At 70.5% G+C, this 25,671-nt stretch carries 21 protein-coding genes and 1 pseudogene; 11 read left to right on the top strand and 11 right to left on the bottom strand.

Annotated elements, in window-relative coordinates:
• Nucleotides 1-2 precede the first annotated feature (2 nt).
• Nucleotides 3-650, bottom strand: coding sequence for a pseudouridine synthase (locus tag POL25_RS37750; RefSeq protein WP_373372141.1), 648 nt, complete (start codon nucleotides 648-650; stop codon nucleotides 3-5).
• A gap of 154 nt (nucleotides 651-804) precedes the next feature.
• On the opposite strand from POL25_RS37750, the gene POL25_RS37745 reads away from it, so the two are divergent.
• Complete coding sequence (locus POL25_RS37745) at nucleotides 805-2,613, top strand: acyl-CoA dehydrogenase (RefSeq protein WP_272091235.1); 1,809 nt, start codon at nucleotides 805-807, stop codon at nucleotides 2,611-2,613.
• A gap of 167 nt (nucleotides 2,614-2,780) precedes the next feature.
• Here POL25_RS37745 and POL25_RS37740 read toward each other — a convergent pair whose 3' ends face one another.
• From POL25_RS37740 to POL25_RS37730, 3 genes are read right to left on the bottom strand one after another with little or no spacing between them, the layout of a single operon-like run.
• A complete protein-coding gene (locus POL25_RS37740; protein WP_272091234.1) occupies nucleotides 2,781-4,343 on the bottom strand; it encodes an ABC transporter substrate-binding protein in 1,563 nt (520 codons plus the stop codon).
• 26 nt (nucleotides 4,344-4,369) lie between these two features.
• A complete protein-coding gene (locus POL25_RS37735; RefSeq protein WP_272091233.1) occupies nucleotides 4,370-5,233 on the bottom strand; it encodes a tetratricopeptide repeat protein in 864 nt (287 codons plus the stop codon).
• Nucleotides 5,234-5,291: 58 nt separating this feature from the next.
• A complete protein-coding gene (locus POL25_RS37730; protein WP_272091232.1) occupies nucleotides 5,292-7,355 on the bottom strand; it encodes a serine/threonine-protein kinase in 2,064 nt (687 codons plus the stop codon).
• Between the two features lie 143 nt (nucleotides 7,356-7,498).
• On the opposite strand from POL25_RS37730, the gene POL25_RS37725 reads away from it, so the two are divergent.
• Together POL25_RS37725 and ung are read left to right on the top strand one after the other, a co-directional pair.
• Nucleotides 7,499-8,959 (top strand): leucyl aminopeptidase family protein, encoded by a 1,461-nt coding sequence (locus POL25_RS37725; RefSeq protein ID WP_272091231.1) that lies wholly within the window; start codon nucleotides 7,499-7,501, stop codon nucleotides 8,957-8,959.
• 10 nt (nucleotides 8,960-8,969) lie between these two features.
• Entirely contained in the window at nucleotides 8,970-9,656 is a 687-nt protein-coding gene (ung, locus tag POL25_RS37720) for a uracil-DNA glycosylase (protein ID WP_272091230.1), read from the top strand.
• 84 nt (nucleotides 9,657-9,740) lie between these two features.
• Here ung and POL25_RS45105 read toward each other — a convergent pair.
• A pseudogene (locus POL25_RS45105) lies at nucleotides 9,741-9,965 on the bottom strand (hypothetical protein); the annotation flags it as partial.
• 50 nt (nucleotides 9,966-10,015) lie between these two features.
• Here POL25_RS45105 and POL25_RS37710 point away from each other — a divergent pair.
• The gene (locus POL25_RS37710; RefSeq protein WP_272091228.1) at nucleotides 10,016-10,183 is read left to right on the top strand and encodes a hypothetical protein; all 168 of its coding nucleotides are present in this window, start codon (nucleotides 10,016-10,018) and stop codon (nucleotides 10,181-10,183) included.
• An 80-nt stretch (nucleotides 10,184-10,263) separates the two neighbouring features.
• Entirely contained in the window at nucleotides 10,264-10,647 is a 384-nt protein-coding gene (locus POL25_RS37705) for a hypothetical protein (protein WP_272091227.1), read from the top strand.
• Between the two features lie 221 nt (nucleotides 10,648-10,868).
• Here POL25_RS37705 and POL25_RS37700 read toward each other — a convergent pair whose 3' ends face one another.
• Nucleotides 10,869-11,798 (bottom strand): hypothetical protein, encoded by a 930-nt coding sequence (locus POL25_RS37700; RefSeq protein ID WP_272091226.1) that lies wholly within the window; start codon nucleotides 11,796-11,798, stop codon nucleotides 10,869-10,871.
• A 158-nt stretch (nucleotides 11,799-11,956) separates the two neighbouring features.
• Between POL25_RS37700 and POL25_RS37695 the strand changes: the two genes are divergently transcribed.
• Together POL25_RS37695 and POL25_RS37690 are read left to right on the top strand one after the other, a co-directional pair.
• Nucleotides 11,957-13,507: a sigma-54-dependent Fis family transcriptional regulator gene (locus POL25_RS37695; protein ID WP_272091225.1), complete on the top strand. Its 1,551-nt coding sequence runs from the start codon at nucleotides 11,957-11,959 to the stop codon at nucleotides 13,505-13,507.
• A gap of 183 nt (nucleotides 13,508-13,690) precedes the next feature.
• Nucleotides 13,691-15,193 carry an SPFH domain-containing protein gene (locus POL25_RS37690; protein ID WP_272091224.1) on the top strand — a complete coding sequence of 501 codons (1,503 nt, stop codon included), beginning with the start codon at nucleotides 13,691-13,693 and terminating at the stop codon, nucleotides 15,191-15,193.
• Nucleotides 15,194-15,320: 127 nt separating this feature from the next.
• On the opposite strand, the gene POL25_RS37685 is transcribed toward POL25_RS37690, so the two are convergent.
• The gene (locus tag POL25_RS37685) at nucleotides 15,321-16,589 is read right to left on the bottom strand and encodes an endonuclease/exonuclease/phosphatase family protein (RefSeq protein ID WP_272091223.1); all 1,269 of its coding nucleotides are present in this window, start codon (nucleotides 16,587-16,589) and stop codon (nucleotides 15,321-15,323) included.
• 169 nt (nucleotides 16,590-16,758) lie between these two features.
• Here POL25_RS37685 and POL25_RS37680 point away from each other — a divergent pair, with 169 nt between their 5' ends.
• A complete protein-coding gene (locus tag POL25_RS37680) occupies nucleotides 16,759-17,676 on the top strand; it encodes a S1 family peptidase (protein WP_272091222.1) in 918 nt (305 codons plus the stop codon).
• Here POL25_RS37680 and POL25_RS37675 read toward each other — a convergent pair.
• Together POL25_RS37675 and POL25_RS37670 are read right to left on the bottom strand one after the other, a co-directional pair.
• Nucleotides 17,633-18,361 (bottom strand): hypothetical protein, encoded by a 729-nt coding sequence (locus POL25_RS37675; protein WP_272091221.1) that lies wholly within the window; start codon nucleotides 18,359-18,361, stop codon nucleotides 17,633-17,635. The two genes, POL25_RS37680 and POL25_RS37675, sit on opposite strands and share 44 nt — an antisense overlap.
• 194 nt (nucleotides 18,362-18,555) lie before the next feature.
• Complete coding sequence (locus tag POL25_RS37670; RefSeq protein WP_272091220.1) at nucleotides 18,556-20,499, bottom strand: YgiQ family radical SAM protein; 1,944 nt, start codon at nucleotides 20,497-20,499, stop codon at nucleotides 18,556-18,558.
• Nucleotides 20,500-20,608: 109 nt separating this feature from the next.
• On the opposite strand from POL25_RS37670, the gene POL25_RS37665 reads away from it, so the two are divergent.
• The gene (locus POL25_RS37665) at nucleotides 20,609-21,379 is read left to right on the top strand and encodes an ABC transporter ATP-binding protein (protein WP_272091219.1); all 771 of its coding nucleotides are present in this window, start codon (nucleotides 20,609-20,611) and stop codon (nucleotides 21,377-21,379) included.
• A 140-nt stretch (nucleotides 21,380-21,519) separates the two neighbouring features.
• Here the strand turns inward: POL25_RS37665 and POL25_RS37660 are convergent, their stop codons facing one another.
• Nucleotides 21,520-22,338: a 1,4-dihydroxy-6-naphtoate synthase gene (locus POL25_RS37660; protein WP_272091218.1), complete on the bottom strand. Its 819-nt coding sequence runs from the start codon at nucleotides 22,336-22,338 to the stop codon at nucleotides 21,520-21,522.
• Nucleotides 22,335-22,964 (bottom strand): futalosine hydrolase, encoded by a 630-nt coding sequence (gene mqnB, locus POL25_RS37655; protein WP_272091217.1) that lies wholly within the window; start codon nucleotides 22,962-22,964, stop codon nucleotides 22,335-22,337. The genes POL25_RS37660 and mqnB overlap by 4 nt, the downstream gene beginning before the upstream one ends.
• 315 nt (nucleotides 22,965-23,279) lie before the next feature.
• Here mqnB and POL25_RS37650 point away from each other — a divergent pair, with 315 nt between their 5' ends.
• Together POL25_RS37650 and POL25_RS37645 are read left to right on the top strand one after the other, a co-directional pair.
• On the top strand, nucleotides 23,280-23,957 hold the full coding sequence (locus POL25_RS37650; protein ID WP_272091216.1) for an HAD family hydrolase: 678 nt from the start codon (nucleotides 23,280-23,282) through the stop codon (nucleotides 23,955-23,957).
• 28 nt (nucleotides 23,958-23,985) lie between these two features.
• On the top strand, nucleotides 23,986-25,671 hold the full coding sequence (locus POL25_RS37645) for an SDR family oxidoreductase (RefSeq protein WP_272091215.1): 1,686 nt from the start codon (nucleotides 23,986-23,988) through the stop codon (nucleotides 25,669-25,671).

The raw sequence follows: 25,671 nt of genomic DNA, 5'->3' as shown, positions 1-25,671 counted from the left end.
CGCTAGCACGGCCGCCGCGGGCGGAAAAGCTGGCGCGGACCCCGGGACCGCGCCTCCTCGGCCGTGAGCGCCCGCCACTGCCCTGGCGCGAGACCCTCGAGCGTCCAGGGTCCGATCGCCCAGCGAACCAGACGCAGCGTCGGCAGCCCGACCGCGGCCGTCATGCGCCGCACCTGGCGGTTTCGGCCCTCGCGCAGCACCAGCTCCAACCAGCAGGTCGGGATCGACAGCCGCGTGCGGATCGGCGGCGTTCGCTCCCACAATGGCGGTGGGTCCATGAGCCTCACCTCGGCGGGCGCGGTCGGGCCGTCACGCAGGACCACCCCGGCCCGCAGGCGGTCCAGCGCCGTCTCCTGGGCCGTGCCCTCGACCTGCACCCAATACGTCTTCGGCCACTTGTGGCGCGGATCGCTGAGCTGGTGCTGCAAGGCCCCATCGTCGGTCAGCAGCACCAGGCCCTCGCTGTCGAAATCGAGGCGCCCGGCGGCGTAGACGCCCGGGACTTCGATGAAATTCGCCAACGTCGGCCGCCCCTCGCGATCCGTGAATTGGGTCAGCACCCCGTAGGGCTTGTTGAACAGGAGCACCTGCGCCACGCGTGACAATTTGGCGGTCCTCGTCGCTCGGGGGCGCGTCGCCGACGGTTGCATCCTCACGAACCGCGTGGAAGCGAGGCCCGCCCGCTTTGGGGGCCCGATCCCCCGAACTTCGGCGCGAGCCCGTGCCTGTGGCCTGGACGCCCTCGGTTCGAGGAAGTAACACAGTGCGACGGCGCCTGCGCGCCGCGGCCCAAAGCGAGGAATCGTGAGCACCTCCAGCTTCTCCGTCGACCTCCGCGATCTCCATTTCGTCCTCTTCGACCAACTCGCCGCCCACGAGCAGCTCGCGGCGATCCCCCGCTTCGCCGACCTCGACCGCGAGGTCTACGAGGCCACCCTCGCCGAGGGCGAGCGGCTGGCGCGGGAGGTCCTGGCGCCGATCAACGCCCCGGGCGATCGCGAGGGCTGCCACTTCGACGGCCAGGGCAACGTGACGACCCCGAAGGGCTACCGCGAGGCCTGGGAGGTCCTGCGCGACGGCGGCTGGCTGGCGCCCTCGGCGCCCAGCGAGCTCGGCGGCAGCGGCCTGCCCTTCGCCATCCATCTCAGCCTGAGCGAGATGCTGTGCGGCGCCTGCATGGCGTTCATGATGTACCCCGGCCTCACCGTCGGCGCCGCGCGGGTCATCGTCGACCACGGCCCGGCGGCCACGCGGGAGATGGTCGCCCGCAAGATGTTCACCGGCGAGTGGGGCGGGACCATGTGCCTCACCGAGGCCGGCGCCGGCAGCTCGGTCGGCGACAACCGCTGTCGTGCCACCCCCACGGATGAGCCCGGCGTTTATCTGCTCGAGGGCGAGAAGATCTTCATCAGCGGCGGCGACCAGGATCTCACCGCCAACATCGTCCACCTGGTGCTCGCCCGCACCCCGAACGCCGGCAAGGGGACCAAGGGCCTGTCGCTCTTCATGGTCCCGAAGTTCGAGTTCGACGCCGGCGGCGCGCTCGGGGCCCGCAACGGCGCCACCGTCCTGCGCATCGAGGAGAAGATGGGCATCCACGGCTCCTCGACCTGCGTGCTCGGCCTCGGCGGCGACGCCCCGTGCCGCGGCGTCCTGCTCGGCCAGGAGAACCAGGGCATCGAGCTGATGTTCCTGATGATGAACGAGGCGCGCCTCGGCGTCGCCGTGCAGGGCCACGCGATCGCGGCCGCGGCCTACAACTTCGCCCGCGGCTACGCCCACGAGCGGATCCAGGGCCAGTCGATCCGCGAGGCTCGCAGCCAGGACGCGCCGAGCGTGGCGATCGTCCAGCACCCCGACGTCCGCCGCATGCTGATGACGCAGAAGGTCTACGTCGAGGCGATGCGGTCGCTGCTGCTGCGCATGGCGCTGGTCGTCGACCGCGAGCACGCCGCCGAGGACCCGGCCGAGCGCGAGCGCCTGCGCGGCCGCGTCGACCTGCTCACGCCGATCCTCAAGGCCACCTGCACCGACCTCGGCTTCGAGGTCGCAGTCAGCGCGGTCCAGGTCTACGGCGGCTACGGCTACATCGGCGAGTACCCCGTCGAGCAGCTCGTCCGCGACGTCAAGATCTGCTCGATCTACGAGGGCACCAACGGCATCCAGGCGATGGACCTGGTCGGCCGCAAGCTGCGGGTCAGCGGCGGCGCGCTGTTCATCGACTGGATGCAGGAGGCCCAGGGCCGGCTCACCGTCGCCGCCGAGGCCGGGCTCGCCGGCCCCGCCGAGGCGATCGGCAAGGCCGTGCAGCTGCTGGCCGCCAGCGCGATGCACCTCGCGGGCCTCGGCAAGGCGCGCAAGGTCGAGGCCGCGATGACGCAGGCCGTCCCGTTCACCCGCATGTTCGGCCTGGTCCTGCTCGCCCTCGAGACCGTCGAGCAGGCGCTGGTCGCCGCCCGCCTCCGCGAGACCCGCGGCGACGAGCCGCTCCTGGTCGGCAAGCAGCGCAACCTCGAGTTCTTCGTCGCCGCCCTGCTCCCCCAGGCGATCGCCCTCGGCAAGAGCATCCAGTCGAACGACGAGAGCGCGCTCGACCCGAGCCTGTTCGGCTGACCTTCGAGGCATGTCCACACGGGCATGTCCGAGCGGACATGCCCGTTCGAGCATGTCCCTTGAGCCATGGCCGCCGAGCGCGCCTCGGCGACCGCGCGACACGGTGCCCGAAAGCAGCATGACCGCCAGGACATGTCCTGGCGGTCACCTCCTGCGGGCGCCTCGCCTCAGGGCGCGGGCGCCCAGGTGCCGGAGGCATCCGGGCAGGCCGGCGTGTACACGGCGGTCTTCGTCCAGCCGCCCTTGCCGTCGAGCTTGTAGGCGGCGATCGGGCTGCACACCTCGCCGCGGGTGTCGAAGTCGAGCGCGCCGGTGATGCCGACCAGGTCGACGGTCTTGTTCGACTGGAACGCCGTGAGCGCCGCGGGCACGAACATCTTCGGCCCGGTGCCGAAATCGATCGCGGCGCCGGCCTTGTCGGACAGCTTCTTGAACGCGTCGGCGACGCGCAGGCCGACGATGATGTCGGCCTTCACCGCGGCCATGCCGAACAGCGACGCCATGGTCGCGTCGTACGCCAGCGCGGCCTCGGGCGCGAGGTCCGACTCGCCGAGCCGGGTCCGCAGCTTGGCCAGCTGCGGCGTGTCGAGCTCCGGCGCGATGGCGACGACGATGTCGACGAGCTCCGGATCCTTCAGCGCCGCGACCGCCGGCATCGCCCGCTTCGGCACGTAGATCTTCTGCGGCAGCGGAGCGCCGGTGGACTTGTAGTGCTTGATGATCTCGGCCACCTCGGAGCGTCCGAGCAGGATCAGCATCGGCGGCGCCGGGAAGGTCTTGAGCGCCGTGTCGAGCTTGCCCTTGGCGCCCTTGGCCGCGTCGTCGAGCCCGCGGTACGAGGCGATGAACTGGCTGCCCGGGACCTGCGGGATCTGCTTGGGGCTCGTGTCCTCGGTCGCCACCGCGTTGTAGAGCCCGTAGCCGTAGGCGTCCTCCGACAGCAGCAGGACCGCGTCGGCCGTCGGGTCGCCGGTGAAGTCGGCCCCGATCCGGGCGCCCAGCGCGGGGCCCTGGTACTTGGCGCCGGCCATCGCCTGGAACACCAGGCCGCTGCCGGTCGTGGTGTCGAGCTCGGTCATGTCGGCCGTGACCATCGGCCCCATCGTGAACGCGTTGACGCCCTGGGCGAACGTCACCTGATCGACGACCGCGGTGAACTCGAGGTCGTCGACCGGGCCGATGAGGACCGGGATCGTCAGCGTGTCGCCGAGGTGACGCGCGGCCGACGTCGCCGACGCGACCTCGCCCTTGGTGTCGCACACGACCAGCGCGATCTTGTCGCCGTTCGGCAGCTCGCCGCTGGCGTTGAACTCCTCGACCGCCGCCAGCACGCCCTTCTCCATCGCCTCGCCGAGCTCGGCGTCGGCGCCGGTCTTCGGCAGCATCACGCCGATGAACGCGACGTCGTCGCTGACCTCCCCGCCGGGATAGATCGGCGCGCCGCACTCGTCGGACGTCGTCGACGCGCACTTGCGCGGCGCACTCGAGGTCGCGCAGATGAACGCCTCGCCGAGGCCCGCGCACTGCGAGTTGGCGTCGCAGCCCTTCTCGCGCGTCTGGCAGACGCTGCCTGCGCAGTACATCGGCTTGTCGTCGTCGAAGAACGACGCGCAGTCGGCGTCGTCGTAGCACTCGGTGAAGTCGAGGGTTGCCGAGCACGCGCCCGCGATCACCCCGAGAGCGCCGCAGACAGAGAACCGGACCAGCAGATGCGAGAAGACAGACGACATGGTCGCAAAGCTCCAGCGTTCGCGGCTCAGAACCGATAGACGTAACCGAGCCCGAGCTGGCTCGGCGAGACCTTGGGCTGCATCGCCTGTACGGCCTTCGACTTGCGCGCCTTGGGCACGAACATGAGGACCAGGCCGACCACGGCGAGCACGCCGCCGGCGATGAACAGCCCGTCGGCGGTGGCCGCCAGCGACCTGCCCTTTCGACCGGCCTCGCGCTGCTCGTCGAGCGTCTCCGCGCCCTCGAAATTGTTCTCCTGGCCCTTCGCCAGGCCACCCGCGACCCCGCCGCCGATCAGCAGCGCCGCGCCGACGCCGGCCATCGTGTAGCCGATCGGCCGCATGATCTTGGCCCGGTTCTGCGCCGCCTTGTCGTCGCTCGGCGGCGTCTGCGGCCCCACCTGCGGTCCGACCGGCTGGTCGGTCTCCGGCTGCTTGTTCGGCTCGGGCTTCGGCTTGGACTTCGCCGACTCCTTCTCGCGGATCTCGACGATCTTCTCGAGCGTGGCGAGCCGCTGCAGCGCCGTGTCGCGCAAGCCGATGTCGACCGACTCGTCGGCGATGAACTTCTGGTAGTAGGCGATCGCCGCGTCGACGTTGTTCGCCTGCTCCTGGATCCGGCCGATGTTGAAGAGGATCGCCGGGTCGGGCTGGAGCGCGTAGGCCCGCTCGAACAGCACGACCGCGCCGGCGTAGTCCTTCTCGCGGTACTTGGCCCGCGCCTGCTCGGCCAGGCTCTCGAACGTCTCGCCGTTCGCGTCGGTCGGCGCCGGCTGGGCCAGCGCCGCGCGCACGGCGATCGGGACGTACACCGCAGCCGCTGCCGAGCGGGCGGGCATGCTCGAGGCGAGGACAGCAGCGGCCACGAGAGTGACGATCGGCTTGTTCATTGGGGGGCCTTCAGGGCGGGTCGACGCGCGCGACCCTCGCGAACCCGAGAGCTGGAGACTACCGCTTTTTGCTGGGACCGACCGGCAACAAATCGTCGTCCGGCGCAGGGTTGGGCCGCGGCTTGACCTGCCCGTCGGGCGGTTTTTTGGTCCCGCCGCCCACGGGCCGCTTGGTCCCGCCGCCCGTGGGCTGCCTGGGCTGCTCGACCTGCGGCTGGGGGTTCGCCGGCGCCCCCGACTTGCTGAGCATGTAATCGTAGGGCTGGTCCTTGGCCGCGCTGACGCTCAGCGCGGTTTGCATCGGCCCATACCCCGGCGCCGTGAGCGAGATGGTGTATTTGCCGGCGTGCAGCGGCACCTCGATCGGGGTCGAGCCGAGCGGCCCGCCGTCGAGCGTGACCTCCGCGGTCACCGGCGCCGAGCGGATCGTGATGATCGCAAACCCCATGTCGGGGTTGAGGTTGGGGTAGAGCCCCTTGATCCGCTGCTTGGCCTCGCCGTTGCCGGCGTCGAGCGCCAGCACGTCGCGGTAGCCCTTGACCGCGCTGATGCGATCGCCGTCGCGCTCGTGCTTGCGGGCGCTGGCCAGCGCCTTCATCACTTCGAGCCGCGACCGCAGCTCGTCGGCTCGGTCGGACAGCTCGGGGTCGCGGGCGAACTCCTCCTCCGCGCTCTCGAGCTTGCGCTCCGCCTGCGGCAGCTTGCCCTCGTCGATGAGCTGCGCGATCTTGTCGAGGTTGCCCTCGAGCTGCTCGCGCCCGCCCTCGTCGCGGGTCGCCACCTCCGGGCGGTCGGCCTCGGCCTCGCCTGGCCCGCCGCCGAACACGAACACCAGCAGCGCGATCACCGTGAGCGCCGCGACCCCGCCGTAGACGAGGTTCAGCGTGCGCTGCCGAGCCGCGGCCTCCTGCGCCTGCGGTCCGACCACCAGCAGCGTGCGCCCGTCCTGGCTCTGCACCAGGCTGCCGCCCTCGAGCGGGATACCCTGGGCCTTGAGCTGGTCGAGCGTGGCCTGCGGGAACTGAGCCGTGATCGGCATCACCGACGACGGCATCGTCTGCGGCCCACCCGGGATCCCCTGCGCAAGCGGCGCGGCCGCCGCGGCCGGTGCCGACCGCGGCCGGCCGAACGTGCCGACCACGATGTTCTCGGGCGACGGGATCGGCTTGCTGTGCTCGGTGCTGCTCTGCGGCTCCTCGGGCTCCAGCGGCTCGGTCCGCGGCTGCGCCCGCGGCAGGCGGAACATCGAGAACGGCACCTGATCGATGAGCCCCTCGACCACCTCGTTGGCGTCGCGGGGCCGGCGCTCGCGGCTCTTCTCGAGACACCGGCTGATGAGCTCCAGCACCCCCTCGGGTGCCCCGCTGTCGGCCGGCAGCAGATCCTGGATCGGCTGCGGCTTCTCGTGGACGTGCTTGTACAGGACCGACGCGTCGTTGTCGGCCTGGAACGGCATCACGCCCGTCAGCATGAAGTAGAACAGGATGCCGACCGCGTAAACATCGACGCGCTGGTCGATCTTCTCGCCCAGGATCTGCTCCGGCGACAGGCAGGTCGGCGTCCCGAGCACGTTCTGCTTGGTGATGTCGGACGAGCCGGACACCAGCTTGGCGAGCCCGAAGTCGAGGATCTTGACGTAGTTGGCCCGCCCCTGCCGCTCGCACAGCATGATGTTGGCGGGCTTGATGTCGCGGTGGATGATGCCGCGGGAGTGAGCCTCGCCGAGGCCCTTGAGCACCTGCGCCGCGATCGGCACGAAGTCGCCAAGCACGAGGTGGTTGCGGCGGCGGACAAAGCGGTCGAGCGTCTCGCCCTGGACGTACTCCATGACGATGAAGGCCCGGCCGTCGACCTTGCCGAAGTCGTGGATGGTCACGATGTTCGGGTGCTGCAGGCTGGACAGCCCGCGGGCCTCGCGTTCGAAGCGGGCCAGGGCCTCCGAGTCGCCGACCCAATCGGGCGCCAGCACCTTGAGGACCACCGTACGATTCAGATCGATCTGCGTCGCCTGGTACACGACGCCCATCCCACCGCGGCCGAGCCGGCGCTCGATCAGATAGCGCCGAGCGAAAGTCGTCCCCAGCAGGGGGTCTGCTTGTGCTTGGTCTTCCGGTTTGCTCATGGCTTCTCGGGGGACCCTGTGACGTTAACACACCTTCCCCCGGTCTTGCGCGTCTTCGGCAAAACCCGGCGGCAGTCGCCGCAATGGCGCGCGCGTAGAGGCGCGGGACGACGCGGTCGACGGCTTGTGGCATGCTCCCGGCCGTGCCCACGACCCTGAGCTTCGCCCCGACCATTCCCGCTCTGCTCCACGGCAGCCGCGCCGTCCTCGTCGTCGCGGCGGCAAGCGTCCTCTCCGGCGAGTTGCCGGCGTTCTTGCCGGCGCCGGCGCAGGCGCTGCTCGCCGAACTCGCGCGTGACACCAAGCCGGGCGAGCTCGGGTCGGTGTCCGGCACCCTGACCGGCATCGGGGAGCCGCGGCGCCTGCTGCTCGGCGTGCTCCCGGACCACGGTTCTCGCTACAATTCGCCGAGCCGCGCCGAGAGCGTGCGGCGGGTGGTGGCCGGGGCGGACCTCGGCGGCAGCAAGGCCGGCATCGTCGTCATCCTGCCTGACCCCGCGCACCTGCTCGCCACCGTCAACGCCATCGGCCGCGCGCTGCCGTTGTATTCGAGCAAGAGCGGCGCGAGCAGCGGCGCCGAGGTCCAGATCCTGGCGCTCGACCTCGCGGGCCAACCGATCCCGATCCCGCCCGAGGTCGAGTCGACGATGCACGCCACACGGGTCGCCGCGCTGCACGTCGACACCCCGCCGACCGAGCTCAATCCCGAGGAGTTCGCAACTCGCGCGCGCGAACTGCTGGCCGCGATTCCCCGGGTCGAGGTGCGCGAGATCGTCGGCGACGCCCTCCTCCAGGAGGGCCTCGCCGGCCTCCACGCCGTCGGCCGCTGCGCGGTCAAGCCGCCGCGCATGCTCATCGCCCAGTACACGCCGGCCGCGGGCGGCGGCCGCTCGATCGCCCTGGTCGGCAAGGGCATCACCTACGACACCGGCGGCCTCAGTCTCAAGATCAGCGGGGCGATGAACACGATGAAGGGCGACTGCGGCGGCGCGGCCGCGGTGCTGGGGGCCTTCTGCGTGCTGGCCGCCAATGCTTGCAAGCACAAGCTGTCGCTGGTCCTCTGCATCGCCGAGAATGCGGTCGGCCCGGGCGCCTACAAGCCCGACGACATCCTGCGCATGCACTCCGGCAAGACGGTCGAGATCAACAACACCGACGCCGAGGGCCGCCTCTTGCTCGCCGACGGCGTCAGCTACGCCGCGCGGGTCCTGGGCGCCGAGATCGTGTTCGACGCCGCCACCCTCACCGGCGCCCAGATGATCTCGACCGGCCTGCTGCACGCCGTCGTCGTCAGCAACGACGAGCAGCTCGAGCAGACCATCATCGCCGCCGGCAAGCACTCGGGCGACCTGGTCCACCCGCTGCCGTTCGCGCCCGAATTCTACAAGCAAGAATTCGAGAGCAATATTGCAGATATGGTCAACTCCGTAAAGAATCGCATGAACGCCCAGTCGGCCTGCGCCGCGCAGTTCGTCTACTGGCACATGGACGACACCAAGGCGCAGTGGTGCCACATCGACCTGGCCGGCCCGAGCTTCCCCAAGAACCGCGGCACGGGCTTCGGTGTGGCCCTGCTGTCCGAGACCATCCGCCGGATCGCCTAGGAGGTCCCGCATGTACGGCTACGGCAACTGGACCTTGCCTGGCAGCTGGCACGGCGTACTGGCCGAGGAGATGGCCAAGCCATACTTCAAGGACCTCGTCGACTTCGTCAGCCATGACCGCGAAAACAATACGGTTTATCCACCCGAAGAAGACCTGTTTCGCGCCTTCGAGCTGACCCCGTTCGAGCAGGTCAAGGTCGTGGTGCTCGGCCAGGACCCGTACCACGACGAGGGCCAGGCCCACGGCCTCTGCTTCTCGGTCCTGCCGGGGGTCAAGCCTCCCGCCTCGCTGGCCAACATCTTCAAGGAGCTGGCGGCGGACCTCGGGGCCGGCGTCCCGACCCACGGCAACCTGCAGTCGTGGGCCGAGCAGGGCGTCCTGCTGCTCAACACGGTCCTCACCGTCCGCGCCCACACGCCTGGCTCGCACAAGAACAAGGGCTGGGAGAAGTTCACCGACGCCGTCATCCGCGCCCTGAGCGGCCGCAGCGAGCCGCTGGTGTTCGCGCTGTGGGGTGACTTCGCCAGGAAGAAGGCCGCCCTCATCGACGAGCGCCGCCACCGCATCCTGGTCGCTCCCCACCCCTCGCCGATCCTCGGCAAGGGCCCAAAGTTCCTCGGCAGCCGGCCGTTCTCGGCCATCAACGCCGCTCTCGAGGACATCGGCCACCCGGCGATCGACTGGCAAATCTTCTGACAGCCGCTGCCGCCACAGCCCCGGCCGTTGCCGGTGATGGCAAAGCGCCACCACCTCGACGCGCCGCCGCTTGCGGTAGACGAAGAAGTACGGCAGCCCGAGGAGGAAACAGCGCCGGGTGCCGAAGAGGTACGGCGGCCAGGCGCTGGGGAATCGGGCCATGGCTTCGAAGGCATGGCGGATGGCCAGCTCGAGCCGCCGCACGTGGAAGGGCCCGAGTTGCGCGGCAAAAGCGCACGCCTCTTCGGTCTCTCTTCGGGCGTCGGGATGGAGACCGACACTTTTTCCCAGCTCAACATCGCGCGTCATGCTACGGAATCGCAATGACGAGCGATTCTTTTGCAAGGCGCCCTTCGCGAATGCTCACGGACGCCGACGAGGTCCCCCTGGGCAAGGCGCTGAAGCAGCGGATGGCGGAGCTCGATCGGGACGAGGTCGAGCTCATCCCGGCCGACCAGGTGCTGCGAGAGGTGTTTGGCGAGGCGCCGAAGCCCGAGACGGGCAAAAGCGCGCGGCGCTCGCCCTGAGCGCCTCACGTTCCGCCGAAATTTTGTCCCGGCGTCGGTCGGCGTTTATCCTACATCACCCACACCGGAGTTTTTGTCGGATGACGCACGAACGACGCCAAGATCGCAGCGAAAGCCCCTGGACCGCCGGGGATCTCTACCTTCGGGCCGTTGCCCAGCGGACCGGCCTGGAGCACCTCACGCTCGCCACGCACGAGGGTCTGTTCCTCTCGGGCACCGGCGACAAGGACCTCGGCAGCCGCGTCGCGGCCGTCGCCCCCCTCTACGTCGAGGAGCCCGCGACTCTGCGCGCCGGCCTCATCGACGAGCTGACTGACGGCCAGCCGATGCAAGTCTGGCGCGTCACCGTGCGCGACCGTCCCTTCTACCTCATCGGCTTCGGTGCCCCCACCGACATGTCCGAGGAGGTCCAGGACGCCTTCGACCGGATCTTCGCTCGTCCCAACGCGCGCGCCGCCAACTGATCGTCATCGCGTCACGACGCGCGCTCCCGGGGCCGCGACGATCCTCGTCGCGGCTCTTTGCGTTCCTCGATCCCGACGCCCCGCGACGCACTCCGAGATCCGCGGTGCTCCTCGTCGCGACCCTGCGCTCTCACCGACGAGGCGTCACGACAAAAGAGCCGCGACGAGCTCGTCGCGGCTCCTTCGATCGCTCCGACGAGGCGCTCACGCCTCGCGCTTCCTCAGCTCGGGATCACGCACACCCCGACATCCTCCGTACCGGGCGGAGGGTCGGCGAAGAACGCCACGCAGTCTTCGCTCGGGGCGCAGTCCGCGTCGCCGTCGGCGATCGAGCAGTACGGCGTGCAGCAGCCCATCGCGCCCATGCAGCCCTCGACCGTCTCGGCTGCCTGACAACTGAAGCCTGCCAGGCACGCGTTCGTGTACTCGCACGGCGAGTTGTCGTCGCCGATGTTCTCACCGGGGTCGGGCGCGAAGCAGATGAAGCCGCCGAACGACGGGTCGCCGTAGCAGCCTTGCATGTCGCCGCAGTCCTGCAGCAGTGGGTCGCACGACTTCAGGCAGACCGGCAGCACCCCCTCGTTCGCCGACTCGAGGCACAGCTCACCGTCGCCGCAGGTGTTGCCCTCGCCGCAGTACGCCGTGCACGTCCCGCCCTGGCCGGTGGCGAAATCGAAGTTGAGGCAGATCGTCCCCTTCGAACAGTTGTCGAGCCCACTGAACACCGACTCGCCCATGTTGATGTTGCATGGGTCGCCGACCGCCCCGCCGTTCATCGGCTCCTCGACGCACTTGTTGGCGTCCCAGTAGTTCATCGCCATCGAGTCGAAGGCCACGCACTTCTGGCCGCTCGGGCAGTCCTGGACTTTCGGGTTGCACATCGCCCCGCCCTCGGTGTCCGAGGTCGTCGGCGTGTCGGTGCTCGTCCCCGTCTCGGTCTCGGTGCCCGTCGAAGTGTCGGTCTCCGTGCCCGTCGGCACGCCGGTCTCCGTGCTCGTCGAGGTGCCGCTCTCCGTGCCCGTCGGCGTGCCGGTCTCCGTGATCGTGTCCGCGGTCGTGTCGCCGTTCTTGTCGTCGCCGCACCCCACCACGAGGAGCGCGCCCACGAGCGCCCCGATCCCCAGCACCTTCAAGCTCTCAATCTTTCGCATGGCGATTTTTATCGCGTGGCGCCTGCGCGGACGTCAACCGCCTGCATCCGTGCGGCGCGGCTCCATGCGCCGCTCTCGCGGATCCATGCGCGCGAAGCCCGGTGCGCGAACCCACGCGTCGGTTTGAGCCACCGTCTCATTCTGATACACTCGCTCGAATGGAGCCAGCAGCGCGCAAGAGACCTGCGAAACCGGCGACCGGCGACGCCACTCCGCGGCGCACGCGCGTCGATCGTGACAGCGTGCTGTTCGCGCTCGGCGAGCTGGTGCGCCGCGAGGTCGACCTCGACGCCTTGCTCGAGCAGGTCATCGACACCGTCACCAGGGCCATGGACGCCGATCGCGGCACCTTTTACCTCGTCGATCGGGCTCGCGGCGAGCTGTTCAGCAAGGCCGCGCACCTGCCGGAGCTGCGCGAGATCCGGCTCAAGGTGGGTCAGGGCATCGCCGGTCACGTCGCGCGCACTGGCGAGGCCATCAACCTCTCGCACACCGAGGGCGACCCGCGCTTCTACGGCGCCATCGATCGCGCCACCAACTACGCCACGCGCTCGATGCTGTGCGTCCCGGTCCTCGATCGCGCCGGCGAGATCCTCGGCGTGCTCCAGCTGCTCAACAAGAAGGGCGCCGCCTTCGACGACGACGACGAGGCCCTGCTGCGCGCCCTCGCCAGCCAGGTCGCCATGCTCGTCGAGAGCACCAGTCTTTATGGACAGCTGCGGGCCCCCACCGGCGGACCGCTGCGCTACCGCTTCAACGGCGTCGTCGGCGGCGGCGCACGGATGAGACGCGTCTACGATCTCGTGACACGGGCGGCCGGCACCGACGCCACGGTCCTCATCACCGGCGAGACCGGCACTGGCAAGGGCTTGATCGCGCGGGCGATCCACTACAACAGCCCGCGCGCCGGCCGGCCCTTCGTCGCCGTCGACTGCGCCTCGCTGCCTGCCACCTTGATCGAAAACGAGCTCTTTGGCCACGAGCGCGGCGCGTACACCGGGGCTGACCAGCGCAGCGTCGGCAAGTTCGAGGCCGCCGACGGCGGCACCGTCTTCCTCGACGAGCTCGGCGAGGTCCCCCTCACTCTCCAGAGCAAGCTGCTGCGGGTCCTGCAGGACCGCGAGTTCGAGCGGGTCGGCGGGCGCAAGACCCTCAAGGTCGACGTCCGGATCCTCGCCGCCACCAACCGCAACCTCGAGGACATGGTCGCGCGCCAGCGCTTCCGCGAGGACCTCTACTACCGCCTGCGCGTGCTCTCGCTGGCCATGCCGCCGCTGCGCGAGCGCGGCCCCGAGGACCTCGAGCAGCTCGCCTACCACTTCCTCGCCAACTTTGCCCAGCGCCACAACAAGCCCGTCGTGCGCTTCGCACCGCCCGCGCTCGCCCGCCTGCACGCCCACAGCTGGCCCGGCAACATCCGCGAGCTCGAGAACTGCATCGAGGGCGCCGTCGTCCTCAGCACCGGCGACGCCATCGAGGTCGCCGACCTGCCCTTGCCTGCCGACCCGCGCGAGCTCCCGCCCGCGGGCCGTAAGGCCGGTCGCGGCGGCCCCGACCTGGCCCGCCTCTCTTGGGACGAGATGGAGAAGCTCTACATCGAGGCCGTCCTCGCCGCCCACGACGGCAACCGCAGCGGCGCCGCGCGGGCCATGGGCATCGGCCGGGCCACCCTCCTGCGCAAGATCAAGACCCTCAAGATCCGCGCCTGAGCCGGTCCGCATCGGCCGTTCGCAGCAGGTGCCTCAGAACGATCCACCCGTCTCGTTTCGATACACCCCCGCCCCACCGTCGCGAGCCTGACGACCGGCCTCCACGCCAGAGACACCGCGTCACGGGCCCGTCACGGCCGCTGGCACGGCGCCTGCTAAGGGGACTCGCGCAGGAGTCGAACGATGACAGCCAAGCCCGCCCCCACCATGCCCGCTCCCACCGACCACGCCTGGCGCCAGGGCAAGCCCGTGGAGGACCCCGAGAAGATGAAGCGCTGGGGCTTCATCACCGCCAAGCCCAGCGAGTACCTCATCCACGTCCGCCGCGGGCGGATCCGTCGCCCCAGCACCGGTCAGGGCGCGAGCTGCTTCAAGTGGCCGTGGGACAGCGTCGCCGTCATCCCGACCACCATCAACCGCCTTCAGTTCACCGCCGATCAGGTCACCCTCGAGAAGGTCGGCGTGCAGATCACCGGCCTCGCCGTCTACCGGATCGCCGAGCCCGAGCTGACCTTCCGCATGCTCAACTTCTCGTACAGCGAGCGCGCGCAGGAGAAGCTCGGCGAGATCCTCACCGAGATGTTCGTCGGCGCCACGCGCCGCCTCGTCGCCAACCTGCGCGTCGAGGACGCCATGACGCGCCGCAAGGAGTCGATCGCGCGCGAGCTCATGTCCGAGCTGGTGCCGATCGTCGAGGGCCGCGGCCGCACCGACGACACCTCCGCCTCGGGCTGGGGCGTCATCCTCGACACCGTCGAGATCCAGAACGTCCAGATCCTGTCCGACACCGTGTTCCAGGACATGCAGGCCAGGTTCCGCGCCGAGTTGGCCCTGCGCGCCCGCATGGCCGAGATGGAGAGCGCCCGCGAGGTCGCCACCCTCGAGGCCACCTCGGCGCGCCAGATCGAGGAGGCCCGGATCGCCAGCGAGACCGCGACCCGCGAGCTCAAGGCCCAGGCCGAGAGCCGCACCATGCAGACCGAGCTCGCCGAGGCCGCCAAGCGCGAGGAGCTGGCTGCGCGCGCCGCCGAGGAGCAGCGCGTGCGCGACCAACTGCGAGCCCTCGCCGAGCTCAAGGCCGCCACCGAGCTCGCCGAGGAGCGAGGCGCCCGCGAGCAGGCGCGCCTGCTCGGTGAGCTGCGGGCCAAGACCCAGATCGAGCAGGAGAAGGCGACCCAGGCCGAGGCCGTGCGGCTGGCTCAGCTCGCGCGCGAGCGCAAGTACGCCGAGGCCGAGCGCCAGCTGCTCGACGTCAAGCACGCGACCCAGCAACGCGAGGTCGAGCTCGGTGCGGCGCTGGCGATGCAGCGCAACAAGGCCAACACCGAGCTGAAGGACCTCGAGAGCGCCGCGGCGGCGCGGCTCAAGGAGCGCGAGCTGCAGCTCGAGCGCCTGGCCGGCGAGGTGCGGGCGGCCGTCGCCCGGGCCGCGCGCGAGGTCGACAACCTCGTCTCCGACGACCGGATCCGCATGGCCCTGGTCGAGACCGGCCTGCCCGCGATCGCCGGCGCGTTCGCGCACAAGTTCGGCGAGGTCAACATCACCGCGTTCGGCGAGGGCGCCGATCCGTCCGCGATGGTCGCCCGCGGGATCGGCGAGGTCCTGTCGCTCGCCCGCAAGGTCGGCACCGACCTGCTCGCCGCGCCGCCTCCGCCTGTCTCTGCGGACAGCAAGCCCCAGAGCTGACCTGTCGCCCGCGGGTTGGCGCCCCTGCCTGCCCGCACCGCGCATGGTCTTCAGGACATTTCCCGAAGACCATGCCCCTTCAGACATTCCTGTTCGGACATGCCCCTTTGGACATGCCCGATCGGTCTCACTCCTCCGGCTCGTCGCCGGGCGCCATGGCGCCGAGCTCGAGGTCGACCACGATCGGGTTGTGGTCCGACACCAGCTTGCCGTCGGCCACCGGGCGCTCGATCACCTGCGGCTCGCGCGGGCGCAGGCCCTTGCCCGCGAACCAGTCCACGCGCAGCGGCACCCGCCCGCCCCACGGCGCCAATCGGCGCTCGAGGTACGTCCACATCACCCGGCGCATCGCCTTGGGCATGTAGTCGAGCGCCTTGCGGAAGATCTCCGGGTCGTAGATGTCGTAGTAGATGGTCCCGCGGGTGAAGTCGTTGAAGCCGTCGATCTCGAACCCGCCCTCGCGCATCGCCGCGAACACGGCCCGCTCGAAGTGCTCCTCCGGCTTCATGTACTGGGCCGCCATGCCCTCGATGCCGAAGCGCGTCAGCTTGTAGAAGAAGTTGTACGCCAGGCCGCGGCCGCTGCTGAGGTCGTACGTATTGGTGTTGAGGTCGCCGCCGAGCAGCATGCGCTCGCCGCCGAACTCACGCAGGCGGGTGACGATCTCGCGGATGTCGCGGGCCCGGTCGCGCGGCCCCGCGAACGGATCGAGGTGGACCAGCGCCACCGTCAGCGGCCCGTCGGGCAGCAGCAGCTCGCACAGCAGCGCGCGCTTGTTGCCGATCCGCTTCTCGGTCGCGTGGAACTTGTCGCGCCGCTCCAGCAGCTCGACCGCCTCGAAGCGGAGCACCGGGAAGCGCGTCAGCAGGGCGCAGCCGTGCATCGCCTTGGTGTTGGGCACCCCGTGGCCGCGCTCGCCGCGATCGCCCTCGACCAGCACCAGGTGATAGTTGGCGAACACGTAGCCCATGCCGAGCGCGTGGGCGAGCTCCTTCGGCACGTTGCGGTTGCCCGAGCGACCCATGCCGATGTCGACCTCGGTCAGCAGCAGCAGGTCGGCGGCCGACAGCTCCGGGTCGCCGGTGAGGAGCGCGTGCAGGCCCTCGAAGCGCTTGCCGCGCTCGACATTCCACGCCACCGCACGCACGAGCCCCGGCCGTCGTGGCGCCAGCGAGTGCCCCAGCGTCGGCTCCAGGTCCCACTCGAAGCCGCGGAGCACCCGATCGAGCTGCGGGCGGATCGTGCGGAACACCGGGTCTCGCTCGAGCCGCCGGCGGGTGCGGATCCGGGCGATGTGGGCCAGCGCGTCGGTGAAGTCGTGGTCGAGCTGCGAGCGAAGCGGGAGCTGACCTGGCTCCGAGACCAGGTTCGGATAAGCGAAGAGATTCGTCGGCACGCGCCTCCCCGGGTCGGTCTGGCGATCGGTAGCAGATCGCAGCGGCGCTGTCCCGGGTCCATGCTCGCGCCTCCGGGCATTTTCGATCCGCGACACCGTTTGCGCGGTACGCGGGCCGGATCGCCGCAGATCGCCGTGGATCGCCGCCCACCCGGGTTATTCTTATCGCATGTTGCAGCTCGGCCTCGTCGCCCTCCTCGCTTCGCCGACTCCGTGGACCGCGCCCGTGCCCGCGCCCACGCCGATCTACGGCGGGGAGAAGGTCGCGCCGGGCTCGTGGTCGAGCACCGTGGCGATCCTCATCGGCGACACCATGTGCACCGGCACGCTCGTCAGCCCGACGATCGTGCTGACCGCCGCGCACTGCCTCGACAGCAACCCCTCGCCCGCGCGCATGCACGTCGTCGTCGGCGACGACGTGTGGTCCGACTTCCAGCAGGTCGTCGCCGTCGCCGGCCACGGCTCGCATCCCGAGTTTTGCGGCACCGACACCGACGTGTGCAAGGTCGACATCTGGGACTACGGCTACGTCGAGCTCGAGGAGCCGCTCGCCGGCGTCTCGCCGACGCGGCCGCTCACCGCCCAGGCCGACTGGGACGACGCCATGTACATCGGCGCCCCGATCACCGTGGTCGGCTTCGGCGACGACGAGAAGAACCTCAACGGCTTCAAGCGCCAGGTCGAGGTCGAGATCGTCCGCTTCAGCGCGACCGGCCTCGAGTTTCAGGCCGGCGGCGACGGCCAGGACTCGTGCCAGGGCGACTCCGGCGGCCCCGCGTTCGTCACCCTCCGCACCGGCGAGGTCGTGCTCGCGGGCGTCACCTCGCGCGGCTACACGTGCGGCAAGGGCGGCTTCTACGCCATCCCGTACGCCGCCCTGTGCTGGCTGAACCAAGAGACAGGTGTCGACCTCCGCACCGACACCTGCGAGGCGTGCGACTGCCTGGTCACCGACCCGAACCGCGACGACGGATGCAGCTGCGCCGCCGGTGGTGACACCGGCGGCGCGCTCGGCCTGTGCGTGCTGATGGCGCTGGCCGGGCTCAGAAGATCTGGGAGCCGACGCGCACGTACGTGTCGGCGTTGAGCACCTCGAGCAGGCGGCCGCTCACCGCCTCGGTGTCGTAGTCCGCGAAATCGATCCCGCGGAAGAACGCGTCATAGGTCTTGGCGACCGTCAGCGCCCTGCCGCCCGGCTCCTTGCCCGTGATCGCGAACGGCCGCCCGTCCTCGGCCTTGCTGAGGTCGAGCTCGACGATGCTGGTCTGGTTGGTCTGGAACTTCCAGTTGGCGCCCTCGTGCTTGCCCGACGGATCCTTCGCCGTGCCGGCCAGATAGACCGTCAGCCCCTCGACCTGCGCGTGGCCCTTGAGCGCGTACGGCGTGTCGAACGCCTGCTCGGCCAGCGACGACTGGTAGCGGCCGTACTCGACGCGCAGCTTGCAATATGTCCCTTCGGGCAGCTCGACGGAGGCGAAGTCGACGAGGTCCTGATCCTGCGACAGCTGGTACTCGGGGAACGGGCCGTACGGCAGCTCGAAGTCGAAGCTCTCGCCGGCGCACGACTCGACCTGGGCCGCGGTCATCACGATGACGCCCTCGGCGAGGTTGACCTCCCAGCCCATGTCGTTGACGAACACGCGGGCCGCGTCGGGCTCGCCGTAGTTCGGCAGGACCCCGCTGGTGTTGCGCGTGCCGTGATGCGAAATGGCCAGCGCGACCTTGGTCTTCGGCTCGAGCAGCGATTCACAGGCAGCCAGGCTCGAGATCACAGTGACAGTCGCCAACACTCGCGTCGCACGCCGCATCATCGTCATAAAGTTGGGGCATCTTAGCCATCTCGGCTGTGACGCGGAACTACCGTCCTCGCGCTTGAACGTGATCTAGCGGGGGCGCGGGCGAACCTCTTCGGACGACGTCGGCGCGGCGTTCGGACCCGGCCGGCGCGGCCATCGGTCCGAGTGGTTCACGGCCCGGCGGCCCCGAGCCCGCGCCGCGGCCGCCTGGTGTTGGGGACAGACGACGCGCCGTGTGTACGCGTCGCTCCTCCTCCCTCCGGCGGCACCAGACACGACGGCGCGTGACCGATGAGCCCTTGCCGTCCCGCTCGCCGCAGCGCCTCGCGGGCGAGGTGGTGCTGCGCTGGATCCCAGTAAAGAAGGAGCGACTTCTGCAGCTTCTTCTCGCGCAGCTCCTTGGCCGTGTAGACCGGCTCGCGCGTGAACGGATCGCGGCCCGTGTGGTACATGCAGGTCGCCATGCTCATCGGCGTGGGGATGAAGTCCTGGACCTGCCGTGGCCGTACGCCTCGCGCCTTGAGCCACAGCGCGAGATCGACCATGTCGTCGAGCGTGCTGCCGGGGTGCCCGGAGATGAAGTACGGCACCAGGTGCTGGTCCTTGCCCGCGGCCTCGCTCGCGCACGTGAACTGCTCGGCGAAGCGCTCGTAGCTGGCGACCCCGGGCTTCTTCATCTTGGCGAGCACGTCGTCCTTCACGTGCTCGGGCGCCACGGACAATTGTCCGCCGGTGTGATGCGTGGCGAGCTCGCGGATGAACGCCGGAGATCGTTCTGCCAGGTCGTAGCGCACGCCGGAGGCGATGAAGACGCGCCGCACACCCTCGGACTTGCGCACCTTCTTCAGCAGGTCGACCAGCGGCCCGTGGTCGGTGTCGAGGTTCTCGCACACGCCCGGGTGCACGCACGACAGCTTGCGGCACGCGCTCTCGATCTGCTCGCTCTTGCAGCGCATCCGGTACATGTTGGCCGTCGGCCCGCCGACGTCCGAGATCACGCCGCGGAAGTCGTCCATGCGCCGCAGCGTCCGGATCTCCCGCAGCACGCTCTCGGCCGAGCGCGACTGGATGATGCGGCCCTCGTGCTCGGTGATCGAGCAGAACGTGCAGCCGCCGAAGCAGCCGCGCATCGTCACGATCGAGTGCTTGACCGTCTCGAACGCGGGGATCTTGCTGCCCGCGTAGGTCCAGTGCGGCCGGCGCACGAACGGCAGGTCGTAGAGCGCGTCCATGTCGCGCATCTCGAGCGGGTACGCCGGCGGGTTGCAGTAGAGCGCCCGGTCGCCGTGCGGCTGGATCATCGGCCGCCCGTTGCCCGGGTTGGTCTCGTGCTGGAACGCCCGCGACATCTCGAGGAACGCGTCCTTGTCGACGCTCACCGCCTCGAAGCTCGGCAGGTGCAGCGTCAGCCCGTCGCGCACGTAGCGGCTCTTCGGCAGGCTCTCCCACTGGCCCTTCGGCAGCATCACCGCGGTGCCGCGGACGTCGCGGATCGTGCTGATGTCCTCGCCGGCTTTGAGCCGCCGCGCGACCTCCCACACCGGCCGCTCGCCCATGCCGAAGATCAGCAAGTCGGCCTTGCTGTCGACCAACACGCTGCGGCGCACCTGGTCGCTCCAGTAGTCGAAGTGGGCGATCCGCCGCAGGCTCGCCTCGATGCCGCCGAGCACCACCGGCAGCCCCGGGAACGCCTGCCGGGCCAGGTTCGAGTAGACGATGCTGGCGCGGTTCGGCCGCTGCTCGAGCGCGCCGTCGGGCGAGTATTGATCCTCGCCGCGCATCTTCTTCTGCGCCGTCAGCTTGTTCAGCATCGAGTCGAGGTTGCCGGCGGTGATGCCGACGAACAGCCGCGGCCGGCCCAGCCGCGAGATGTCCTGCGGGTCATCCCAGCGCGGCTGCGCGATCATCCCGACCCGCAGCCCGCGGCCCTCGAGGAACCGCCCGATCAGCGCCCCGCCGAACGCCGGGTGGTCGACGTAGGCGTCGCCGTTGATGAGGAGCACGTCGAGCTCGTCCCAGCCGCGCGCGTCCATCTCCTCGCGCGTCATCGGCAGGAACGCCCGCAGGTCTCGCGGCGGCGCCGTCTTGCTGGCCCTGAGCTGGACGAGCGACATGCGGCGAACACTAGTCGATCCCGCGCCGCCGCGCCCGCACCCGCGCGTGCGCCACCTCTTGCCTGCGGGCTTGCCCGGCCCCCCCACCTCCCTCCTATTAATGCCCTGCATGACCGAGGCGCCCGCCCTCGCCGCTCGCGGCCTGACCTGTCGGCTCGCCGAGCGGGTCCTCTACGAGGCCCTCGACCTCGATCTCCGCCGGGGACGGATCTGCGTGGTCGCCGGCCCCAACGGCGCCGGCAAGTCGACCCTGCTGCGCACCCTCGCCGGCCTCGACCGTCCGCAGGCCGGCCACGTCGAGCTGCTCGGCGACCGCCTCGCCGAGCTCGCCCCGTCGGCTCGCGCTCGCCGGCTCGCCTATTTGCCGCAGCACTCCCCCGTCGAGTTCGACCTCCACGTGCGGGAGGTCGTCCTCCTCGGCCGTCTGCCCAACCTTCCCCGCTTCGGTCCGCCGCGCGCCGCCGACGCCGACGCCGCCGACGCCGCGCTCGCGCGCCTCGGCCTGACCGCCTTCGCCGACCGCCCGATCGGCCGGCTCAGCGGCGGCGAGCGCCAGCGCGTCATGCTCGCGCGCATGCTCGCCGCCGAGGCCGCCGTGGTCATCCTCGACGAGCCGGCCGCCGGCCTCGACATCGGCCACGCGCTCGGCCTCTACCGCCACCTGCGGACCCTCGCGCGCGAGGGCGTGGCCGTGCTCGTCGCCGAGCACGACCTCGACCTCGCCCGCCGCCACGCCGACGACGCCATCCTGCTCGCCGCCGGCCGCGCCCGCGTCGGCCCCTGCGGCGACGTCTTCAGCCCCGAGCTCCTCGGCGCGGCCTTCGGCGTGCAGGCCCAGGAGCGAGACGGCCGCCTCTACTTCGAGGCCCTGGCCCCCTGAGTCCTTTCAGGACATGTCCCGCGCGACATGTCCTCGACATCATGTCCTGAGGAGCATGCCCCGACGGCATGTCCTCGGCGATATGCCCGATGACGCTCGCCTCGCCGAGGTCCGCCCCCCGGCGCGACAACCTCGCCCCCTCAGCGCGGCAGCAGCCCGGCCGCCTGCCCGCGCCGCCGCAGCTCCTCGAGCGCCGCCGCGCCCTCCGCGCCCATGTCGCGCGAGAACTCGTTGACGTACAGCGCGATGTGCTGCCGGCACACCTCGTCGCTCAGCTCCTGCGCGTGCGCCTTGACGAACGGCCACGCCGCGGCCGGGTCCGCCTCCGCCGCCGCGATCGAGCGGGCGATCGCCTCCTCGACCGCGCGCACCTGCCCGGCCGGCAGCGAGCGATGGGCCGCGATCACCCCCAGCGGCAGCGGCAGCCCCGTGGCCGCCTCCCACACCTCGCCGAGGTCCGCCACCTGCTCGAGCCCGTGGTCGCGGAACACGAACCGCGCCTCGTGGATCACCAGCCCCGCGTCGACCTCCCCGGCCGCCACCGCCGGCATGATGCGATCGAAGCGCATCGGCACCACCGTCGCCGACGCCGGCGCGAAGCAGCGGAGCAGCAGGTGCGCGGTCGTATAGGCCCCCGGGATGGCGATCTTGCGCCCGGCCAGCGCCGCCAGCTCGGCCTTCTCGCGGGCCACCACCAGCGGCCCGCAGCCGCGGCCCAGCGCCGCACCTGTCCGCAAGACCAGGTAGTCGCGCTCGACCCAATACAGCCCGTGCGCGCTCAGCTTCGTCACCGGCAGCGGCGCCTCGCCGGCCAGCGCGCGCTCGTTGAGCGCCTCGATGTCGGCCAGCCACGGCAGCGGCCGCAGCCCCGGCACGAACTCCGGCACCCGGACCAGCGCGTCGAACATCCACGTGTCGTTCGGACACGGCGAGAACCCGATCGGCAGCGGCTCGCTCATTCGTTCCCCCAGTCTGCGGCCTGCAGTCGCTGCAGCGCCGCCTGCACCCCGGCCACCGCGCGCGGCAGGTCCCACCCGCCAGCGGCGCGCTGGCCGGTCCGGTTGCTCACGCAGCGCAGCTGCACCCACGGCACCCCCGCGGCCGCGCAGGCCCACGCCACCGCTGCGCCCTCCATCGTCTCCACCGTCGCCCCGGTCCGCCCGGCCAGCGCCCGCGAGCTCGCGTCCGTCCCGCTGCAGCCGCTGACCGTCGCCCCGCGCACGATCGGCGCCCCGAGCGAGCGCGCCGCCGCGGCCGTGCGCCCGCCATCGGCCATGAGCGGCCCGACCGAGCCCAGGCCCAGCTGCGCCAGCGTCAAAAACCCGTCGTCGACCGCGACCCCCTCGTCGCCCAGCCACTCGTCGCCGACCAGGCACACGTCGCCGACGTCGAGCCTGCCCCCGGGGCCATGTCCTTCGGGATAGGCGCCGCAGACCCCGAACAGCAGCACCCACGCCGGCCGCCGCTCGAGCAGCGCCCGCGTCATCGCCACCGCCGCCGCGACCTTGCCGACCCCGAGGTACAGCGGCGAGGCCAGCCCGCGGCCCTCGACCTCGGCGGCGCACACGAGCAGCGGGGCGGTCACGGCCACACGATAGCGCACCTCGACGCGCGTCCCACCGGTGATGCCCCGACCGCCGCGACGGCGAAGGAATTTCTTAAACGCGCGATCAATCGACATCACCAACTATTTAGTCAAGCGCACAACTATCTCGGCCGCACGCGACCGAGGCCACCAAAGCCGCGCGAGAGGGCGCCAGGCCCCGTTTACGGCCCTTCCTGCGAAGCCTCGTGCACGCGTAAACCGGCCTGCGCAGCGGCCTTCGCAGGCATTCGAGTCACCTCGCGCATGCTTGTAACGCCGGCCTCGGGTGCGCTAACTAGGCCGCGAGCCTGGTCGATGACACAAACCAACACGGCAGCATTCGTCCGCGTCGAAGGCATCCTGCTCGCCCGCGGCGTGCTCAGCGCGGCGGCCTATCTGGCCGGCAACGCCAAGAAGTTCGGCGAGCGGGCCGTCCGCCTCGGCCTCGTCGGTCTGGCCGCCCCGGTCCACCGCCTGCTCGGGCAGACCGACCGCGCCCTGGCCCACCGCCTGGCCCACCTCGCCATCCGCGGCATGAGCCAGGACCGCGTCGAGGTCCTGTGCGAGGAGTACGCCGAGGACGTCCTGAAGGACACCATCCTCGATCAGGGCGTCGAGCTGCTCAAGCGCCTCAAGGCCGAGGGTCGGCGGGTCGTGCTGCTGTCCGACAGCATCGAGCCGATCATGAAGCCGCTCTCGCGCCACCTCAAGCACTACGACGAGCTGGTCTACAACCGCATCGAGTTCGAGGACAGCGAGGCCACCGGCAGACTGCTCGATCCGGTCATCGGCTCGAACGTCGGCGGCCGCTGGCTCGACGACTACGCCGCCGCCCACGACCTCGAGCTGGCGCGCTGCAGCGCCTACGGGGCCCACGGCCCCGACATGCTGTTGCTGTCGCGCGTCGGTGGCCCGTGCGCGGTCAACCCCGACTTCGTCCTGCGCCGCAGCGCCAAGGACGCCGACTGGCCGATCATCGATTATCGCGACTGACCTTGGGGACAGGAACCGGAGGACACCCGTGAACACGCCGCTCTCGATCAAGCACAGCTACGCCGGCCGCCACGTCCTGCTCACCGGAGTCACCGGCTTCCTCGGCAAGGTCTGGCTGGCGATGCTGCTGCAGCACGTGCCGGACATCGGCAAGGTCTACGTGCTCACCCGCAAGAAGGCCCTGCGCCCGGCCGCCGACCGGTTCGAGCGCCAGGTCCAGACCTCGCCCTGCTTCCGCCCGCTGCACGAGAAGTACGGCCCCGAGATGAGCCGCTTCATCAGCGAGCGCATCGAGGTCGTGTCCGGCGACGTCTCGCTGCCCGACATGGGCGTCGAGGACCCCGAGGTGCTGGCCCGCCTGCGCCGCGACATCGACCTCGTCATCAACTGCGCCGGCCTCGTCGACTTCGACCCCGACCTGCGCGACGCCATGACGACCAACGTCGAGGGTGCCCGCAACGCCGCCAACTTCGTCGCCGCCTGCGACAAGGCGGTGATGCTGCACGTCTCGACCTGCTACGTCACCGGCAAGCGCAACGGCCTCATCCCCGAGGAGATCCGCCCCGACCTCTCGCCGTCCGGCGACCCGTTCGACGTCGAGGCCGAGTCCGTCGAGATCCAGGCCAGCATCGAGGCCATCCTCGCCGAGCACGAGTCGCCCGAGATGGACAAGCGCGCCCACGACGACGCGGTCAAGCAGATCCGCGACAAGGGCGGCGACGAGAACAACGCGATGTTGGTGCGCAACACCGCCCGCCGGATCAAGCGCAACCTGCTCAAGGACGCGATGGTCGCCGAGGGCCAGCGCCGCGCCGGCCGCTGGGGCTTCACCAACATCTACACGTTCACCAAGAGCATGGCCGAGGCGTGGATCGCCCGCCGCCTCGATCCCGGCCGCTGGACCATGTTCCGCCCGGCGATCGTCGAGAGCTCGATGAGCTACCCGTTCCCCGGGTGGAACCAGGGCTTCAACACCTGCGGCCCGCTGAGCTACGCGCTCGGCAGCTGGTTCCGCCACCTGCCGTGCAAGCGCGGCAACCCGTTCGACATCATCCCCGTCGACTACGTCTGCCGCGGCATGACCGTCGCCGGCGCCGCGCTGATGCGGGGCGAGCACGCGCCGGTCTACCAGAGCGGCAGCTCCGACCTCAACCTGCTGACCATCGACCGCGCCGTCGAGCTGGTCGCGCTGGCCCACCGCAAGCACCTCCGCACCCGCGGCGACACCACCCTCGATCGGGTCGTCAAGTCGCGCTGGGACGCGATCGCCGTCACGCCCGAGCACCCGATGCGGATCGAGAACATCCGCAAGATGACCGAGTCGGTCGACGAGTGGCTGCGCGACCCGCCGAAGGGCTGGCCGGAGTTCGTGCGCCGCCGCCTCGGCGACCTCGTCGAGCACACCGAGGGCGCGCTCGAGTCGATCGACAAGATCGAGCGCATGTGCGAGCTCTACCTGCCGTTCATCCACGACAACCACTTCGCGTTCGTGACCCGCAACCTGCTGCGGCACCCCGTGCTCGAGCCCGAGTGGGACTGCGACCCGCGCAGCATCGACTGGCGCCACTACTGGATCGACGTCCACATCCCCGGGCTGCGCAAGTGGTGCTTCCCGCTGTTCGAGAACAAGACCCCCGAGAGCTACGCTCCGCGCCACCCCTTCCGCCTGCGCTCCCCCGAGGCCGCGCCCGCGCCCCACGCCGAGGTCGTCTGA

It is taken from the genome of Nannocystis bainbridge (assembly GCF_028368995.1).
GTDB classification, from domain to species: domain Bacteria; phylum Myxococcota_A; class Polyangia; order Nannocystales; family Nannocystaceae; genus Nannocystis; species Nannocystis bainbridge.
The sequence above is the reverse complement of the archived record's forward strand: the minus strand, read 5'-3'. Positions and strand labels throughout refer to the sequence as shown.

Bases quoted from the DNA above. Each gene is read 5' to 3' on its own strand.
- POL25_RS37695 (WP_272091225.1), top strand. From the start codon at position 11,957: ATGGAGCCAGCAGCGCGCAAGAGACCTGCGAAACCGGCGACCGGCGAC.
- POL25_RS37650 (WP_272091216.1), top strand. From the start codon at position 23,280: ATGACACAAACCAACACGGCAGCATTCGTCCGCGTCGAAGGCATCCTG.
- POL25_RS37750 (WP_373372141.1), bottom strand. From the start codon at position 650: ATGCAACCGTCGGCGACGCGCCCCCGAGCGACGAGGACCGCCAAATTG.
- POL25_RS37700 (WP_272091226.1), bottom strand. From the start codon at position 11,798: ATGCGAAAGATTGAGAGCTTGAAGGTGCTGGGGATCGGGGCGCTCGTG.
- POL25_RS37730 (WP_272091232.1), bottom strand. From the start codon at position 7,355: ATGAGCAAACCGGAAGACCAAGCACAAGCAGACCCCCTGCTGGGGACG.
- POL25_RS37705 (WP_272091227.1), top strand. From the start codon at position 10,264: ATGACGCACGAACGACGCCAAGATCGCAGCGAAAGCCCCTGGACCGCC.
- POL25_RS37735 (WP_272091233.1), bottom strand. From the start codon at position 5,233: ATGAACAAGCCGATCGTCACTCTCGTGGCCGCTGCTGTCCTCGCCTCG.
- POL25_RS37680 (WP_272091222.1), top strand. From the start codon at position 16,759: ATGTTGCAGCTCGGCCTCGTCGCCCTCCTCGCTTCGCCGACTCCGTGG.
- POL25_RS37690 (WP_272091224.1), top strand. From the start codon at position 13,691: ATGACAGCCAAGCCCGCCCCCACCATGCCCGCTCCCACCGACCACGCC.
- POL25_RS37665 (WP_272091219.1), top strand. From the start codon at position 20,609: ATGACCGAGGCGCCCGCCCTCGCCGCTCGCGGCCTGACCTGTCGGCTC.
- ung (WP_272091230.1), top strand. From the start codon at position 8,970: ATGTACGGCTACGGCAACTGGACCTTGCCTGGCAGCTGGCACGGCGTA.
- POL25_RS37670 (WP_272091220.1), bottom strand. From the start codon at position 20,499: ATGTCGCTCGTCCAGCTCAGGGCCAGCAAGACGGCGCCGCCGCGAGAC.
- POL25_RS37740 (WP_272091234.1), bottom strand. From the start codon at position 4,343: ATGTCGTCTGTCTTCTCGCATCTGCTGGTCCGGTTCTCTGTCTGCGGC.
- POL25_RS37710 (WP_272091228.1), top strand. From the start codon at position 10,016: ATGCTCACGGACGCCGACGAGGTCCCCCTGGGCAAGGCGCTGAAGCAG.
- POL25_RS37660 (WP_272091218.1), bottom strand. From the start codon at position 22,338: ATGAGCGAGCCGCTGCCGATCGGGTTCTCGCCGTGTCCGAACGACACG.